The 15,322-nt window shown below is 60.7% G+C and carries 12 protein-coding genes; 5 read left to right on the forward strand and 7 right to left on the reverse strand.

Annotated features, from left to right (window positions below):
- Positions 1–233: 233 nt before the first annotated feature.
- Together JK208_RS02735 and JK208_RS02740 are read left to right on the forward strand one after the other, a co-directional pair.
- A complete protein-coding gene (locus tag JK208_RS02735; protein ID WP_211574231.1) occupies positions 234–2,336 on the forward strand; it encodes an autotransporter assembly complex family protein in 2,103 nt (700 codons plus the stop codon).
- Positions 2,336–6,481: a translocation/assembly module TamB domain-containing protein gene (locus JK208_RS02740; protein WP_211574232.1), complete on the forward strand. Its 4,146-nt coding sequence runs from the start codon at positions 2,336–2,338 to the stop codon at positions 6,479–6,481. Before JK208_RS02735 ends, JK208_RS02740 begins: the two co-directional genes overlap by 1 nt.
- Here the strand turns inward: JK208_RS02740 and JK208_RS02745 are convergent.
- The 5 genes from JK208_RS02745 to JK208_RS02765 all read right to left on the reverse strand — a co-directional run bounded on the left by JK208_RS02745 (position 6,475) and on the right by JK208_RS02765 (position 11,038).
- Positions 6,475–8,118, reverse strand: coding sequence for a tetratricopeptide repeat protein (locus JK208_RS02745; protein WP_211574233.1), 1,644 nt, complete (start codon positions 8,116–8,118; stop codon positions 6,475–6,477). The genes JK208_RS02740 and JK208_RS02745 overlap by 7 nt on opposite strands.
- Before the next feature lie 9 nt (positions 8,119–8,127).
- Entirely contained in the window at positions 8,128–8,508 is a 381-nt protein-coding gene (locus tag JK208_RS02750) for a response regulator (RefSeq protein ID WP_194261425.1), read from the reverse strand.
- A gap of 5 nt (positions 8,509–8,513) precedes the next feature.
- Positions 8,514–9,314, reverse strand: coding sequence for an SDR family NAD(P)-dependent oxidoreductase (locus tag JK208_RS02755; RefSeq protein ID WP_194261424.1), 801 nt, complete (start codon positions 9,312–9,314; stop codon positions 8,514–8,516).
- A 173-nt stretch (positions 9,315–9,487) separates the two neighbouring features.
- The gene (locus JK208_RS02760) at positions 9,488–10,075 is read right to left on the reverse strand and encodes a CarD family transcriptional regulator (protein WP_194261423.1); all 588 of its coding nucleotides are present in this window, start codon (positions 10,073–10,075) and stop codon (positions 9,488–9,490) included.
- Positions 10,076–10,162: 87 nt separating this feature from the next.
- The gene (locus tag JK208_RS02765; protein WP_211574234.1) at positions 10,163–11,038 is read right to left on the reverse strand and encodes a bestrophin family protein; all 876 of its coding nucleotides are present in this window, start codon (positions 11,036–11,038) and stop codon (positions 10,163–10,165) included.
- Between the two features lie 183 nt (positions 11,039–11,221).
- Between JK208_RS02765 and JK208_RS02770 the strand changes: the two genes are divergently transcribed.
- From JK208_RS02770 to JK208_RS02780, 3 genes are read left to right on the forward strand one after another with little or no spacing between them, the layout of a single operon-like run.
- Complete coding sequence (locus JK208_RS02770) at positions 11,222–12,337, forward strand: S-(hydroxymethyl)glutathione dehydrogenase/class III alcohol dehydrogenase (RefSeq protein WP_194261421.1); 1,116 nt, start codon at positions 11,222–11,224, stop codon at positions 12,335–12,337.
- A gap of 2 nt (positions 12,338–12,339) precedes the next feature.
- Positions 12,340–13,188, forward strand: a complete 849-nt coding sequence (fghA, locus tag JK208_RS02775; protein ID WP_211574235.1) for an S-formylglutathione hydrolase — start codon at positions 12,340–12,342, stop codon at positions 13,186–13,188.
- Complete coding sequence (locus JK208_RS02780) at positions 13,185–13,949, forward strand: ribonuclease T2 family protein (RefSeq protein ID WP_211574236.1); 765 nt, start codon at positions 13,185–13,187, stop codon at positions 13,947–13,949. Before fghA ends, JK208_RS02780 begins: the two co-directional genes overlap by 4 nt.
- Here JK208_RS02780 and hisI read toward each other — a convergent pair.
- Entirely contained in the window at positions 13,937–14,347 is a 411-nt protein-coding gene (hisI, locus tag JK208_RS02785; RefSeq protein WP_194266440.1) for a phosphoribosyl-AMP cyclohydrolase, read from the reverse strand. The genes JK208_RS02780 and hisI overlap by 13 nt on opposite strands.
- A 12-nt stretch (positions 14,348–14,359) precedes the next feature.
- The gene (locus tag JK208_RS02790; protein WP_211574237.1) at positions 14,360–15,169 is read right to left on the reverse strand and encodes a folate-binding protein YgfZ; all 810 of its coding nucleotides are present in this window, start codon (positions 15,167–15,169) and stop codon (positions 14,360–14,362) included.
- Positions 15,170–15,322: the final 153 nt, after the last annotated feature.

Below are 15,322 nucleotides of genomic sequence, written 5' to 3' on the forward strand. Positions count from 1 at the left end.
ACAATCTTGTTTGTTTCCATGCCTTCAAACAGAGCATTTTTCCGGGCTGTCTCCGTCGTGAAGGGCTTGACAGGGAGCGCCGTGCAAGGTTCCTCGGATTATGCAGTCCTGTCGTTCGGTCTGCGCGCCCGTATCCGGCTTTTACAGGCCGGAAATACCCTCAAGACAGATTTTCAGGACGCACGGTGAAGTCAGGCCGCCGCTCAGTTTCTTATTCTGTATCAGTCGTTTCGATGTCCTGCATGCTGGGTGTCGTAACGGTGTTCTGTGCGCCGTTGCCCCTGTATGCGAAGGCACCCAAAACGGCTGCGACCGCTCAGCCGGTTTCAGATGGCACTTCCGAGCCCGCCATCCCTTACACCGTGACACTGACCCCCACGAAGCATCCGGAACTGGATGCCGCGATCAGCGCATCATCCCAGCTTGAGTCCCTTCAAGCATCCCATGCCGTCGGGGCCTATGCGCTCGCCGGGCGGATCCGCAGCGATTATGACCGGGTGAATATCGCGCTGGAATCGCAAGGCTATTATGCGGGTTCCGTGCAGATCAGCGTCAAGGTCGGGACGCGGGTCGTGGACGGCAAGGACCCGTCTTTGCCGGACATTCTCAAGGCACTGGAAAAAAACCAGAAAGTCGCCATCACGATTTCCAGCACGCTCGGACCACGTTTCAGTCTTGGAAGCATCGCGCTCCTTGCGCCCCTCGAAAAGGTTGCCGCACCGGCACCCGTAGCAGGGTCTCAAACCGTGAAAACGCCCGTCGCGAAGGCGCCTGCGTCCAAAGCCAAAACCCCGCCGGAAGCAGCCCCTGCCGACGCAGCTCCGGTGACCTTCGCGCAGGCCGTTGCACAGTCTCAGTCCGTCACGCTCGCACCAGATGAGCGTAAGGCATTCAACCTGTCCTCCGGCCAGCCCGCAGTGGCCGAGACCGTTTTGGCCGCTCAGAACACCCTGCTCAACCAGCTCCAGGAAGACGGCTACGCGACCGCAAGTGTCTCGACGCCCGTGGCCTATCTGGAGCCTCAGACCCAAAAGCTCGACATCGTGTTCCGCGTCCAGCGCGGGCCAAGGGTGGTGATTGGTCCCATAGGAATGGAGGGGCTGGTCCATACCAACCAGAGTTTCCTGCGTAACCGGCTGGAGTTGAAGGAGGGCGAACTGTATCGCCCCTCCCGGATCGAGGCCGCGCGTCAGGATCTGGTGAGTACGGGTGTGTTCGCGTCCGTGCAGGTTCGCAATGCCCCGCCCATCATTACCCTGCCGCCCAGCCGCACCCTGATGCCGGGAATTCTTCAGGCTATGCCCATAGAATTCAGCTTCAAGGAAGCCAAGCGGCGTACGCTGTCCGCTGAAGTTGGCTATTCGACCGATCTCGGTGGCCGTCTGGGCGCAAGCTGGACGCATCACAATCTGTTCGGCAATGCCGAGCAGCTAAAACTGACAGCTCTGGTCACGGGGCTTGGCGGCTCCGCACAGCAGGGGCTGGGCTATGATGTCTATGCAGATTTCATGAAGCCGGACTTCCTGTCTAAAGGACAGAATCTCAGCGTGCGCCTCGAAGGCGTCCGCCAGCTTCTTTATTCCTATCATCAGACCGCCATCATCGCCCGTGCAGGGCTGAACCGTCATGTGGGGAAATACTGGAATCTCTCGGGCAGCCTGATGGGCGAGCAGGAGCAGATCAAGCAGTTCGGCGACACACGGAGCTATTTCATCGTCGCAGCCCCCCTGAATGCGACATTCGACAACACGCGTCTGACCAACCCGATTGACCCGGCCACCCATGGCGTGCGGGCATCACTGTCCATCACGCCATCGGAATCGCTGGAAAGCGGCTCGACGTTCTTCACGCTTCTCTCTGCACAAGCCTCGACCTATTTCGATCTGCACCATCTCGGGATTTCTAGGCCCGGTCGCAGTGTGATCGCGGTCAGAGGCATCGTCGGCTCCGTGCAGGGCGCGTCGACCTATCAGATCCCGCCCGATCAGCGGCTTTATGCCGGTGGTCCGGCAACAGTGCGCGGCTTCCGCTATCAGGGCGTGGGGCCGCAATACGGCCGCACAAAATATGCGATCGGCGGGACGTCCATGGATGCGGGGAGTGTCGAGTTTCGCCAGCGTCTGCCAATGAATCTGGGTGTTGCCGGGTTCGTGGATGCCGGGCAGGTCGGGACAGGATCAAGGCCGGGGCAGGGAACGCTCCGGGTCGGATATGGCGGTGGGGTGCGATATTTCACGCCGATCGGCCCGATCCGTGTGGACGTGGCGCTCCCGATGAACCGGCCGCCGCAGGGCGATAAATGGGAATTGTATTTCGGCCTTGGGGAGACGTTCTGATGCGGGTTCGCAAGGTTCTTCTCCGTGTCGCGGCCGGTCTGGTCATCGTCCCTGCGGGGCTGGTTGCCGTGGCAGTCACGGGCGTTCTGGTCGGGATCAACCTGTCTGCTGGCCAGCGGCTGATCGAGCGGAAGATTGGCCCGCTGACAGGCGGTATGGTCGAGATTTCGGGGCTTTCGGGCTTTCTGCCGCAACATCTCTCGGTGACGAAACTCCTTATCAAGGATGAGAAAGGCCCCTGGATCGAACTGGACAACGCGGACCTGCGCTGGTCGCCGCTGTCGCTGCTGCATCTGGATGCGAAGATTAACAATCTGAGCGCATCGCGTGTGGCCGTTCTGCGCAAGATGGTGTCGGCCCCCGACACCACGCCTGCGCAGCCGACACCTGCCAGTACTGCGCCGTCAAAGCTGCATCTGCGGGTCGATCTGGCATCGCTGCATGTCGGACGGCTGGAAGTCAGCCGGGATTATACCGTCACTCCGACTGTCTTTTCGGCGGACGGACACGCCCATATCCACAGCATCGCGCCGTTTCTGGATGGCGTGACGATGCGTACGCTCCCGGTCATGGACATCGCTCTGGCCCTGAAGCGGCTGGATCAGCCGGGTAATCTGTCGCTTGGTGTCCAGACGCCTAAAAGCCGCATCGCGGTGGGCATGCGATATCAGGAAGGCGAAAATGGCTTTGCCACCACGCTGGGCCAGATGCCGCAGCTTGACCCGCTGGATCTACATCTGAATCTCAACGGGCCTCGCACGGCGGCTGTGCTGGATTTCGGTCTGGGTGCGGGGCCGGTGAAGGCCGTCGCCAGCGGAACGATAAACCTGCTGAGCATGGTTGCGGACCTGCATGTGAAGGCGGATGCGCCGTCCATGACGCTGCGTCCGGGCATTGCGTGGAGCAGTATTGCGCTGGACACGGATCTACATGGCCCGCTCATGGCGCCGAACGGTCAGGGCGTGCTGGATATCGATGCCCTGACCGCAGCAGGCGCCGGAATCGGGCATCTGCATGCGCGGTTTGACGGTGTGGAAGGCGCACGGGCTGAGGACACGACCGCCCATCTGGCGGCTGTGCTGGATGGCCTGCGCATTCCGGGGTCTCAACCCACGCTTCTGGCGTCCGCACCGCTGACGCTGGACGTTCTGGCGCATCCGCTGGCGGCCTCTGTCCCGGTCGTGGCGAAGCTGGATCATCCGCTCCTGCACGCCGCGGCAACGGCGGATCTGAAGCCTGCGCCGAAAGGTCAGCTGGACCTCGCTCTGCCGGATCTGCATCCGCTGGCGGCAATGGGCAGCACGGATCTCAGCGGCACAGCCGGACTGCATGCCGATTTTGCCATGCCGGTCACGAAACAGGATGACCTGACGCTGAAAAGCACAGGAACGCTTGCAATCACGGGCGGCCAGCCGCAGGCCCTGAATCTGGTCGGGAAAAACGGTACATTCTCGCTCGACCTAGCCAAATCTCCAGCCAATGTCCTGACGCTGAAAAGTTTCGTGCTGGATGGGGCGGCTTTGCACATGCTGGTGTCGTCCGTGATCGACATGGCGCATGGCAACCGGATGCAGACGAAGGCTTCCGTTCAGCTTCCGGATCTTGCAAAAGCCAGCCCCGCCATTCTTGGCAACACGACGCTGACCGCCACGGCCGATGGTCCGACCGACGATCTGGCGGTCAAAGCCGATCTGAGCGGAGAGTTCGGCACGAAAGACGTGGCGAAAGGCCCTGTGGCGCTCCATGCCGATGTCCAGCATCTGCCGTCTCATCCGGCAGGCGTGCTGACGGCCAAGGGGACGCTCGATCATGCGCCACTGGTGCTTGATACCGCGTTCCAGCAGGACGACGCAGGAGCCTATCATCTGGATCTCAACACGCTGGACTGGAACAGCCTGAGCGGCAAAGGCAAGCTGCGCCTCCCCAAAGGGGCGAAGGTGCCGCTCGGGGATCTGGACGTCTCGATCCGCAATCTGGGTGATTTCCGCCGTCTGATTGGACAGGCGATTTCCGGCCATCTGACGCTGGGACTGCACACGACGGAGACCGAGGGCGCGCCGCCTGTCGTCAAGGTCGGGCTGGACGGCATGCTGGGGATGGCGCAGGCCGCCGTCCAGTCTCTGAAGGTCAGCGGAACCATCGCGAACCCGATTGATGCGCCAGAACCCTCTCTGGTGCTGGATCTCGCCGGACTGCGCTATCAGGCCATGACGGGCAGGGCACACGCCACGATCAAGGGACCTCAGACCGCAATGGCCGTCGCGCTGAATGCGGCTTTCCAGAACGTGATGGATGCCCCGGCCAATATCGACACCGCCCTTGTTTTGAACGTCCCCGAAAAGACGGTGCGCCTCGGCCGACTGGCGGCTCTGGTCAAGGGAGAGAGCCTGCGTCTGAGCCGCCCTGCGGTGGTATCGTTTGGCGATACGATGGGTGTGGATCATCTTCTGGCGACTCTTGCGCCGCAGGGTGTAGCGCCCGCAACGGTTGATATTGCCGGAACGTTCAAACCCGCACTCGCGCTCACCGCGCGGCTGGATCACCTCACACCCGCCATCGCAAAGCCTTTTGCGCCGGATCTTTCCGCAACGGGTGCGATCTCGCTTGCAGCAAAACTGGGCGGTACGCTGGACGCGCCAACCGGAACGGTCTCGCTGAACGGGCGTGATCTGCGGATGAAGACCGGCCCGGCGGCGTCCCTCCCGGCGGCGCAAATTCTGGCAAATATCGGCCTTGCGGGCCATTCCGCGAAGGTGGATGCAACATTTGGTGCAGGCCCGTCCGTCGCGCTGGCCGTCCACGGAACCGCGCCGCTTTCCAAAACGGGTGCGATCGCCCTTGCAACCACGGGGCATGTCGATCTGTCGGTTGGAAATGCCGTTCTGGGCGCGAACGGCATGGCTGTGGCCGGGAAAATCGGCATCAACCTCAATGTCGCGGGGACAGCCGCGCAGCCGCGGGCATCGGGCCAGATCGGGCTGGAGAACGCCTCTTTCGACAACTACGCGCAGGGCGTGCATCTCAGCCGGATCAACGGGGCGCTCGTTGCCGCGGGGGATACGATCAACGTCAACCACATCATCGCCCATGCAGGGCCCGGCACGATCACGCTCGACGGCACTGTCGGAGCTTTCCGGCCCGATCTTCCCGTTGATCTGCACATTACGTCCGACAAGGCCCGTCCCGTATCCAGCGAACTGCTGACCGCCACGATCAATACCGATCTGCACATTCACGGTCAGGCCACGACACGGCTGGATGTGGACGGGAAGGTCAATATTCCCAATGCGACCGTCAATATTCCGAATTCCATGCCCGCCTCCGTGCCGCAGTTGGACGTGATCCGTCCGGGGCAGAAGCCAGCCTCCGAAACGGGATCGAGCCTGATTATCGGACTGGGCGTGGATGTGATTTCGCCCGGCGAGTTTTTCGTGCGCGGGCACGGTGTGTTCGCTGAAATGCAGGGGCGTCTGCGGATTCGCGGGACGAGTGCGGCGCCTCTGATCAATGGAGGCTTTGATCTCAAGCGCGGCAATTTCAATCTGGGTGGGATCAATCTCAACTTCACGAACGGGCGCGTGGCGTTCAACGGCTCGGGCGTGAACCATAAACTCGATCCGACGCTGGATTTCCGGGCGGACCGCAATGCCAGCGGCACGCTCGCAAGCCTTCTGGTGACGGGTTATGCCAGCGCGCCGAAGCTCGATTTCGTCTCCTCGCCCAGCCTGCCGCGCGATCAGGTCCTGTCCATCCTGCTGTTCGGAACAGACACGCATTCGCTGTCCACCACGCAGCTTGCGGAACTGGGTGCGGCGGTGGTGCAGCTTGCAGGCGGTTCGGCGTTTGATCCGTTGGCCAAGGTTCAGAACCTGCTAGGGCTGGACCGTCTGGCTGTTGGCGGGGGCAGCGGTGTCGATAACGGGGGCACCAGTGTCGAGGCCGGAAAATACGTCATGAAGGGCGTCTATGTCGGCGCCAAACAGGCGACATCCGGCTCGGGCACACAGGCTCAGGTGCAGATCGACCTGACGAAGCGCCTGAAGTTCAACACGACGGTGGGAACGGGTGGTCAGGTCACGGGCTTCACGACGCCGGAGAACGATCCGGGGTCGAGCATCGGCCTGTCCTATGGCTACAGTTACTGAGATTTGTGGCGGCGGGCAGCAACGGCGTCTTCGAGAAGCTGCTTGACCCGCGCCACAACGTCCGACCATTCCTGAAACCGTGTCTGGCGGACGATCCGCATTTGTGGATACCAAGGCGTGTCGTCCCGCCCGTGCAGCCAGCGCCAGCAGTTGTTAATGCGGTCCATCATGATGACGGGTTTGCCGAGACCCCCGGCCAGATGAACGGCTGATGTATCGACCGAGACGATGATGTCGAGATTCACCATCAGGGCTGCCGTGTCATCCATCGTGTGACATTCCGGCATGACATTCACCAGCGCAGCCGGAAAATCCGGGATCTGTTCGGCAGGGGTATCTTTCTGAAGGGAATAAAAGCTCACACCTTCGATCCCGGCCAGAGGTGCAAGTTCCGAGAGCGGCATGGAGCGCTGACGATCCACCATAAGAGCCGCCGTATCCTCGGGGCGCGCCGCACCGGCCCAGACCAGCCCAACCCTCAGCTTGTGGTCGTCCTGAAACCGCTGGCGCCATGCTTCGGCCTTCCGGCGATCGGCACTGAGATACGGGACGGGTGCTCCCATGGCATCCGGCGTTCCCGAAAAAGCTCGGGGCAGGCTGATGAACGGGCAGTGATAGTCATAATCGGGCGTCTCACCACCGAACTGCACTTCCAAAACCCCGGCCACGCGTTCGCAGATCGCAGCCAGCGTTTCCGTACCCCAGATATGAATAATGGCACCCGTACGGGCGAGGGGCGGGATGTAGCGCAGATACATAAGCGTATCGCCCAGACCTTCCTCCTGCGTGATGAGAACACGCTTGCCCCTCAGGTCCAGTGATGGAGAAATGTTGGGCAGGAGGCGATCCAGCGGTATGCTGGTATGGCCGGGAAGGCCGAAGCGCCATTCATGCTCCGTCCAGCCCTGCGCCATGCGGCCGCTTTTGAGCATGGTGATGGAATGGTTCAGGCGCAGGCGGGCATTCTGGGGCGCCATCGGAACGGCCTGCCGGTACAGATTGGCGGCTTCTTCCATCCGGCCCATATTGCTGAGAATGCAGGCCATATTGCAGAGCGGCTCCCAATCCTGCGGGTCCGCGTCCCGCAAACGGGCCATGACTGATAGCGCGCTGTCGAAGCGACCGGTTTCTGTCAGGAGCAAAGCGAGCAGATTAAGGGTGGCCGGATCTTCGGGGCGTCGTTGCAGGCTCAGGCGCAGGAGCAGTTCGGCCTCATCAAACCGTGCAAGCTGGATCAGGACGGCGGCTCCGGCATTCATCAGGCGAAAATCGTCAGGTTTGCGCTTGCGGCAGATTTTCAGAAGCGGGAGAAGATCTTCCCGCCGCCGCATGGCAACTGCTTCATCCAGCAGCAGGGAAATCGCATGAGGCCCTGTATTCGTACTGGCCTCTTCAAGCTCCACCGCGCAGTCCTGATAGCGGCGAAGATGAAAATATGCCCGCGCCCTGACGTAATGCAGGGCCGGGATTTCAGGCGTTCCATCAAGAGGCGCGCGCGCTATGGCGAGGGCTTCTTCCGGAGCGCCACGGGTCATGGCGTTTTGTGCGCGGTTCAGAACGTCCGATGGGTCAGGCTGGTTGTCCTCGATCGTGGGGACCGGAGTATCGAGGGCGGATTTGTCCAGACTGTCGGACATGCGGATCTCCTAGTCCGAGGCCGCTGATGTCATATCCTCAAGAGCCTCCAGAATACTGGCTAGCGTATAAGGCTTTGAGATGAAACGGTCTCGGGCCGGGTCACCGGATGTTTCCCCCCGGCGCAAATCCCCATGACCGCTGATATAAATGACCGGAAGGTCCGGCCAGCGTTCCCGGGCAGGCTGGACAAGCGTCATGCCATCCCCGTCCGGAAGGGTCATGTCCGCCACGAGGGCGTCGAGTTTAGGCTCCGCGCCGATGATGGCGCGGGCTTCGGCGCAATGATCCGCCTCCCTGACTGTCAGGCCATTATCCAGCAGAAATTCCGCCAGACATGTCCGGATGAGGAAATCGTCTTCGATCAGCAGGACAGTCAGGGAAGAGGGCATTTGGATTACGAGGACCAGTTCTTTTCAAAATCGCCATAGAGGGTCAGACCACCATCGACATACAGGGTCTGGCCCGTGATGTAGGTGCTGTCCTCCGCGGCGAGGAAGGTAATGGCGTCTGCGATCTCGCGGCTTTCACCGGGACGCTTCATCGGAATATGGCTTGAAACGGCCTTGTACTGCTCCGGATCGTTGATCCACGACATGTTGATCGGCGTTACGATGGCGCCCGGTGCCACGGCATTCACCCGGATACCACGCCCTGCATATTCTAGCGCCAGCGTCCGGACGATGTTGCCAACCGCACCTTTGGAGGCGGAATAGCCGAGATAATGCGGTTTAGGGATGATCTGGTGAACGGAGGAGTTCACGATGATCGCGCCCTCGATGCCATTCTCCAGCCAGTAGCGAATGACTTCCCGGCATGGCAGCATCACGCCCGTGACGTTGACGGCCATCACGCCTTCGAAATCTTCGAGCTTGATGTCTTCGGAAGGGGACGGGATCTGATAGCCCGCATTGCAGACCAGAACGTCCAGACCACCCATGGCCTTGATGCTGTCGGCCACCAGACGCTTGACGTCGTCTTCCTTGGAAATATCACCCGTGGCGATCGGGTGTTCTCCGCCAGAGACTTTGGGCAGCTTGTCGCGGACGGCGATCAGCTTGTCTTCCTTGCGGCCGTTGAGGGCGACCTGCGCGCCTTCTTCGGCAAAACGAAGCGCGGTGGCCTCGCCAATTCCCTGGGATGCCCCGGTAACGAGGACTTTCTTGCCGGCGAAACGGTTTTTGTAAGGGGCAGGCATATGGCCTCACCTCTCCTTTGGAATGCAGGTTTGAAACCGTGACTGAAAACACATCACGGAAAAGGTTTCTCGTGTCGCCAACGCGAGAAACCCCGTCCGGGATGCGAAGAAAACCACACCCTGATCCATATTGAAGAAATGCAGGCTTTTCAAACCGCATCCCAGGCCGCGTTTCAGGCGGCCTTCATCGTCTTGGTCAGGTTTTCAAGAACCTGTGCCGGATCGGCATTTTCCAGAACCGCAACCTCGGCCACGAAGCGTTCCTGCGCGGCTTCGAACAGCTTACGTTCCGAGAAGCTGCCATCAAGACTATCCACATTGCGACGCAGGTCGCGCAGCACTTCTGCAATCTGGATCAGATCGCCGGAGTTGATTTTTTCCTGATAGGCCACTGCGCGACGGGCCCACATGCCCTTGCTGACATGCGGCTTGCCCTTGATGACGGTCATCGCCTTGTCGACGATATCGCGCGTGACGATCTTGCGCAGACCGGCCTTGCGGGCTTTGGCGAGGGGGATCCGCAGCATCATCTGGTTGCCGGGGAAAGAGATCTGGATCATCTCGATCACGGTATCGGCGACTTCGACCATGCCGATCTTTTCCACGCGGCCAACGCCATGAGCGGCGTAGACAATGGAGTCACCTTCGTGGAAAGGGTCAGCATCCTGCTCGGGATCGGTCTGACGGGCCGTATTGTTGGCTGCGACACGAGCCATTTCATCGGTCATGCCGCCCTTCTGGGGGCTTTTGAACGTGTTCATAGGCTCGGTTCATAGCAGAAAAACCCCTTGCTGTCTTGTCTGATCGCAAGAGGTATTTTCGGCCCCGGAGTGCTTTTTACTACTGCCTCAGGGCTGGACGCCGTTGCTGGCCTGAATGGCCGGGGGCGGTGTATCGCCGATTGGCTGGAGCAGGTCGCGCTCGATCGTGCGCGCCATGGTGAGCATGGGCAGGGCGTGAACACTCTTTATAAACGGCTCCTGAAGATCGCGGCCGCTGCGGTCGAGCATCTGGAACAGCATCCCGATGATGCTGGATCCAAGCGGCGTGATCCAGCCGAGGGTCTGTACGGCGGAGAGCGGCAGGATGATGCAGAACAGATGCGTCGCGATTTCGGGCAGCATGGAATACTGCGCAGGAAGGGGCGTGTTCTTGATGCGCTCAAGACCGCCCTGTGCGTTGGCGATATCTGACAGGATGCGGTCTACCGTACCGTGAACGGCGCCGTCGATTCCGCGTAGCTCAACTTCCTCACGGACACCAAGCCCGATCTGATAAAGCAGCATGTTGGCGGTGTTCGAGCAGGAAAAAATCTTCTCATACATTTCTGGCGCCAGGAGCCTTTTGGCGTCTTCATTGGGCGGATCTCCTCTGAGAGCAGCGCGCAGGACGTGCGGATACGCAGCCATGGCGCGGGCCAGATCCGGCCGACCTCCCAGCAGTGTTGCGGCTTCACGTCCGAAAGAGCGGCAGTTATTGGTGATCGCGCCCCACAGGGTTCGGCCTTCCCACCAGCGGTTATAGGCGGCGTTGTTGCGCATGCTCAGGAAGATGGCCAGCGCGGTACCCATGAGCGGCACCGGCAGGGAGGGCTGCTCCATCCAGTCCTGATGATAGATCTGGAACAGGATGACCACCACGAAATCCCACAGCGTCAGGATGAACAACGGGGGCAGGGATTCCCGGAAAAGAATGGCCAGTCCATGTGGACGGTTGACGATCAAACGGCTGTCTCCTCGGATGGGCGGAATACGCAGACAAGTCCGTGTCGAGCGTAGCGGCGAACAGTCTGTCCGGCCAACAGCAAAGGGTGTCTGTCTTTTTACTTTCTTTTGCAGCCGCACCTCTTGCCGCCATGCCCTCCGATACGACACCCTGTTCTCACCGTTTCAGAGGAGAGTGATGTTATGGACGTGACCGCAGCCATTGCGTTCGAGGCCGGTCGGCCGCTGGAAATCGATACGGTTCAGCTTGAAGGCCCACGCGACGGGGAAGTTCTGGTCGAGATCATGGCCACAGGGCTATGCCATACCGACAAATACACGCTGTCCGGTCAGGACCCTGAAGGTCTGTTTCCGGCCATTCTGGGCCATGAAGGAGCGGGCATCGTTCGGGAGGTCGGGGCCGGGGTGAAGCATCTCAGACCCGGCGATCATGTCATTCCGCTCTATACACCTGAATGTCGGGAATGTCCGTCCTGTCTGTCGCGCAAGACCAATCTGTGTACGGCCATTCGCAGTACGCAGGGTAAGGGGCTGATGCCGGATGGCACGTCGCGTTTCTCTTACAAAGGCCAGCCGATCCATCATTATATGGGCTGTTCGACCTTCGCGAATTTCACGGTGCTGCCGGAAATTGCACTGGCGAAAATCCGATCCGACGCACCGTTCGATAAGGTCTGCTACATCGGCTGCGGCGTGACGACGGGCATCGGGGCTGTGCTGTTTACGGCGCAGGTTGAAGCCGGTTCGACGGTTGCGGTGTTCGGGCTGGGCGGCATTGGGCTCAATGTCATTCAGGGTGCGAAAATGGTCGGGGCGAACCGGATCATCGGCATCGACATCAATCCCGAGCGCGAGGCGATTGCGCGCCAGTTCGGCATGACGGATTTTGTGAACCCGAAGGAACTGGGACCGAATGGAGACCTTGTTGGGCATCTGATCGAGATGACGGGGGGCGGTCTAGACTACACATTCGAGTGTGTCGGCAATCCGACCCTGATGCGTCAGGCGCTGGAGAGCGCGCATCGCGGCTGGGGCGTGTCGTGCGTCATTGGTGTCGCTGGTGCCGGACAGGAAATCAGCACGCGGCCGTTCCAGCTCGTGACGGGACGCCGCTGGATCGGATCGGCCTTCGGTGGCGCACGCGGCCGGACTGATGTGCCGAAAATCGTGGACTGGTACATGGAGGGCCGGATCGATATCGACTCCCTGATTACGCACAAGCTGAAGCTGGCGGACATCAATCTGGGCTTTGACATGATGAGCCGCGGCGAAAGCATCCGGACTGTCGTGGAGTACTGAGCATGTCGGATCTTGAAGTTCTGGCCCATCACGCCTGTTTCGACGGCTCACTGCGGTTCGTACGACACCACTCAGAGGCGCTCGGCGTGCCCGCGACTTTCGGCGTGTTTCTGCCGAAAGAGGCGCTGGCGGGGCAGAAGGTTCCGGTCATTCATGTGCTCGCCGGGCTGACGGCGACACAGGAGACGTTCCTCATCAAGGCCAATGCCCTGCGTTTTGCCGCCGAACACGGCATCGCTTTGGTCGCGCCCGACACGTCCCCGCGTCATACGGGGATCGAGGGCGAGGATGACGCCTATGATCTGGGATCAGGGGCCGGCTTCTATATCGACGCCACCTCCGCGCCTTGGAGCCGTCATTACCGCATGGAAACCTACGTCGGGGAGGAACTTCCGGCCCTGACAGAGCGGCTGTATCCGCTGGATGGTACCCGACGCGGCATCATGGGACATTCCATGGGCGGTATGGGCGCGCTGATACAGGCGCTGAAATATCCCGACCGCTGGAAGACGGTCTCGGCCTTTGCGCCGATCTGCCATCCGAGTACGGTTCCTTGGGGTCAGAAAGCGTTCGATGCGTATTTCGGTGGCGATCCGGCGAAATGGCAGAGCTGCGATCCCACGCTGCTTCTGCGCTCAGGGCGCACGCATCCCTCAACCATTCTCGTGGATCAGGGGCTGATGGATCAATATCTGGCAGATCTGTGCCCCGACGCGCTGGAGGCGGCGGCAAAAGAGGGTAAACAGGCGCTCGAACTGCGTCGCCATACCGCCTATGACCATTCCTATTGGTTTGTGCAGAGCTTTATTGCCGACCATTTGACCCATCATGCCAAAGGGCTTTCTGCGTGAAGCGTTCCGTTCTTGCTGCTTTCTTTTTGATGGCAGGCTGTGTTTCTCAAGCGCCAACCGGGCCTTCGCTTACGCCCATGGCCCATACCGATTTCCGGCATGACACTCTGGCGCTGACCTGGCAGCCGGGGTTCTGCGCCACGGGCGGCGGGTGCGAATGGGACCAGACGCATCGGATCTCGATTGGTCTGCATGGGCTGTGGGCCTCGGAACCGCATGCTCTGGAGGCGCAGGGCGTGCCGGTGCAGGAATGGTGGTCGAAGGGTTGCGATATTTACGATCATGACAACACCCCGCCCCAGCTCCTGCCTACGACGGTCGAGGCGCTGCGCGGTGTCGTGCCGCATCTGAAAAAGCCGCTTTATGTTCATGAATACACCAAGCATGCCCGCTGCTTCGGCTATGACGCGGACAGCTTTTTCGTCACATCCATGCAACTGCGGGACCGGTTCGCGGCGTCGGCTTTCGGAGTGTGGCTGTCGCAGCAGGAGAGTTTTCAGGTCAAGCGCGACGATCTTCTCGCCATGTTCTCGCGCCTGATGAACGTGCATGACGACCGGGCGCTGCAGGTCCGCTGCGAGCCCGCGCATAACGGACAGATGGTCCTGACGCAGCTCTGGTTCACGCTGGACCCGAAGAAGCTGTCGCGCTTCCCCTATGAGGGCGCTTATCTGTCTTCACCGGACGACCAGAATGGTTGCCCGGCTACGTTCCTCGTACCGGGCTGGAGCCTGTCGGGTCAGGCTGCTCAGCGTCCGTAAAGCTCTTCGGCGCTGATTTCGGGCTGTGCGGTATCGCGCAGTCCGTCCGGCGTCACGCCATGATAGAAACAGCTCCGGCGGCCCGTATGGCAGGCCACACCGGTCTGATCCACGATCATGAGAATAGCGTCCATGTCACAGTCGAGCCGCGCTTCGATCAGTTTCTGCTGCTGGCCCGAGGTCTCCCCCTTGCGCCACAGTTTCTGGCGGCTGCGGGACCAGTAACAGACACGACCGGTCAGAAGCGTCTCGCGCAGGGCATCCGCATTCATCCACGCCAGCATCAGCACCATGCCGTCCGGCGCCTGCGCGAGGGCTGAAATCAGGCCGTTCGCATCGAATTTCACCTGCGCGATGATGTCATCGACAATCGCTGGAGAAGGGGGGGTATAGGTCACGAACGCATCTCCTCAACGCATTTCCGGTAGGAACCAGGCGGGCCAGACGACAGAAAGCGGTTGTCCGTTGCAGGTCAGTTCGGGGGAAGACCATGCGTCCCGTCGCAGCATTGCGAGTGCTCGATTGCCGCTGCGGGAGCGGATGTCTCCAACCTCGCGGTCTCCCGCGATAATGATGCCGCCTTCATCGGGAAACGTCCCGTCCGAAAGCATAACGGGCAGCAGGCGGCGTTTGACGAGGCCGCGGTAATGGGTGCGGGCGGTCAGTTCCTGCCCCATGTAGCAGCCTTTTTTCCATGAGACGCCATTCAGAAGGTCCATGTCTGCTTCCAGAGCTAGTGTCTGCTCGCTCTCGAAATCCATGACGTCTGGCAGGCCCAGCGTGAGGCGGCGTGCCAGAAATTCTTCAGGCGTCTCGCCACCTTGCCCGGTTCCGATCACGATGGCCCGCCAGCCCGCGCCATCACAGCGTGGGTCCGGGGCATGTGTGATCGTATCGGGCGGAACGGGGCGGCTCTCTGCGCCAGTGATGACGTGCAGGTCTGTTTTTTTGATCTGCACATCCGCGCGAAGGCGAAAACGGGAGAGGCGTTTGGCCAGCATGTCGGCATGATCGACCGCGCAATCCATCAGGATACGGTCGGATGCTTCATACAGGAAAAATTCGCTCAGCCAGCGGCCCTGCGGCGTCAGAAGTGCGCTCCAGACAGAGGTCGCGGGCGCGAGATTCAGGGCATCATTCGTGATGAGGCCCTGAAGAAAGCTGCTCCGGTCCGCACCTGTGAAGGACAGGACGGCGCGGTGGGAAAGATGTTGATTCATGGGAGAGACCGCAGTTCCGACAGCGTCCAGCAAAACCATCCTGCCGGAAAAACGTCTGACCATAACGAGGAACCCTGCAAACCGCCAGTTCGGGAACATGAGAGTATTTTCAAACGCAGGGTTGTTTCAGTCCGTGACGGCGGGTTGCAGTCT

The organism is Gluconobacter sp. Dm-74 (assembly GCF_018256135.1).
Classification (GTDB): domain Bacteria; phylum Pseudomonadota; class Alphaproteobacteria; order Acetobacterales; family Acetobacteraceae; genus Gluconobacter; species Gluconobacter cadivus.

Excerpts from the sequence above, each read along its gene's own strand:
- JK208_RS02735 (WP_211574231.1), top strand. The coding sequence starts at position 234 with ATGTCCTGCATGCTGGGTGTCGTAACGGTGTTCTGTGCGCCGTTGCCC.
- JK208_RS02740 (WP_211574232.1), top strand. The coding sequence starts at position 2,336 with ATGCGGGTTCGCAAGGTTCTTCTCCGTGTCGCGGCCGGTCTGGTCATC.
- JK208_RS02745 (WP_211574233.1), bottom strand. The coding sequence starts at position 8,118 with ATGTCCGACAGTCTGGACAAATCCGCCCTCGATACTCCGGTCCCCACG.
- JK208_RS02750 (WP_194261425.1), bottom strand. The coding sequence starts at position 8,508 with ATGCCCTCTTCCCTGACTGTCCTGCTGATCGAAGACGATTTCCTCATC.
- JK208_RS02755 (WP_194261424.1), bottom strand. The coding sequence starts at position 9,314 with ATGCCTGCCCCTTACAAAAACCGTTTCGCCGGCAAGAAAGTCCTCGTT.
- JK208_RS02760 (WP_194261423.1), bottom strand. The coding sequence starts at position 10,075 with ATGAACACGTTCAAAAGCCCCCAGAAGGGCGGCATGACCGATGAAATG.
- JK208_RS02770 (WP_194261421.1), top strand. The coding sequence starts at position 11,222 with ATGGACGTGACCGCAGCCATTGCGTTCGAGGCCGGTCGGCCGCTGGAA.
- fghA (WP_211574235.1), top strand. The coding sequence starts at position 12,340 with ATGTCGGATCTTGAAGTTCTGGCCCATCACGCCTGTTTCGACGGCTCA.
- JK208_RS02790 (WP_211574237.1), bottom strand. The coding sequence starts at position 15,169 with ATGAATCAACATCTTTCCCACCGCGCCGTCCTGTCCTTCACAGGTGCG.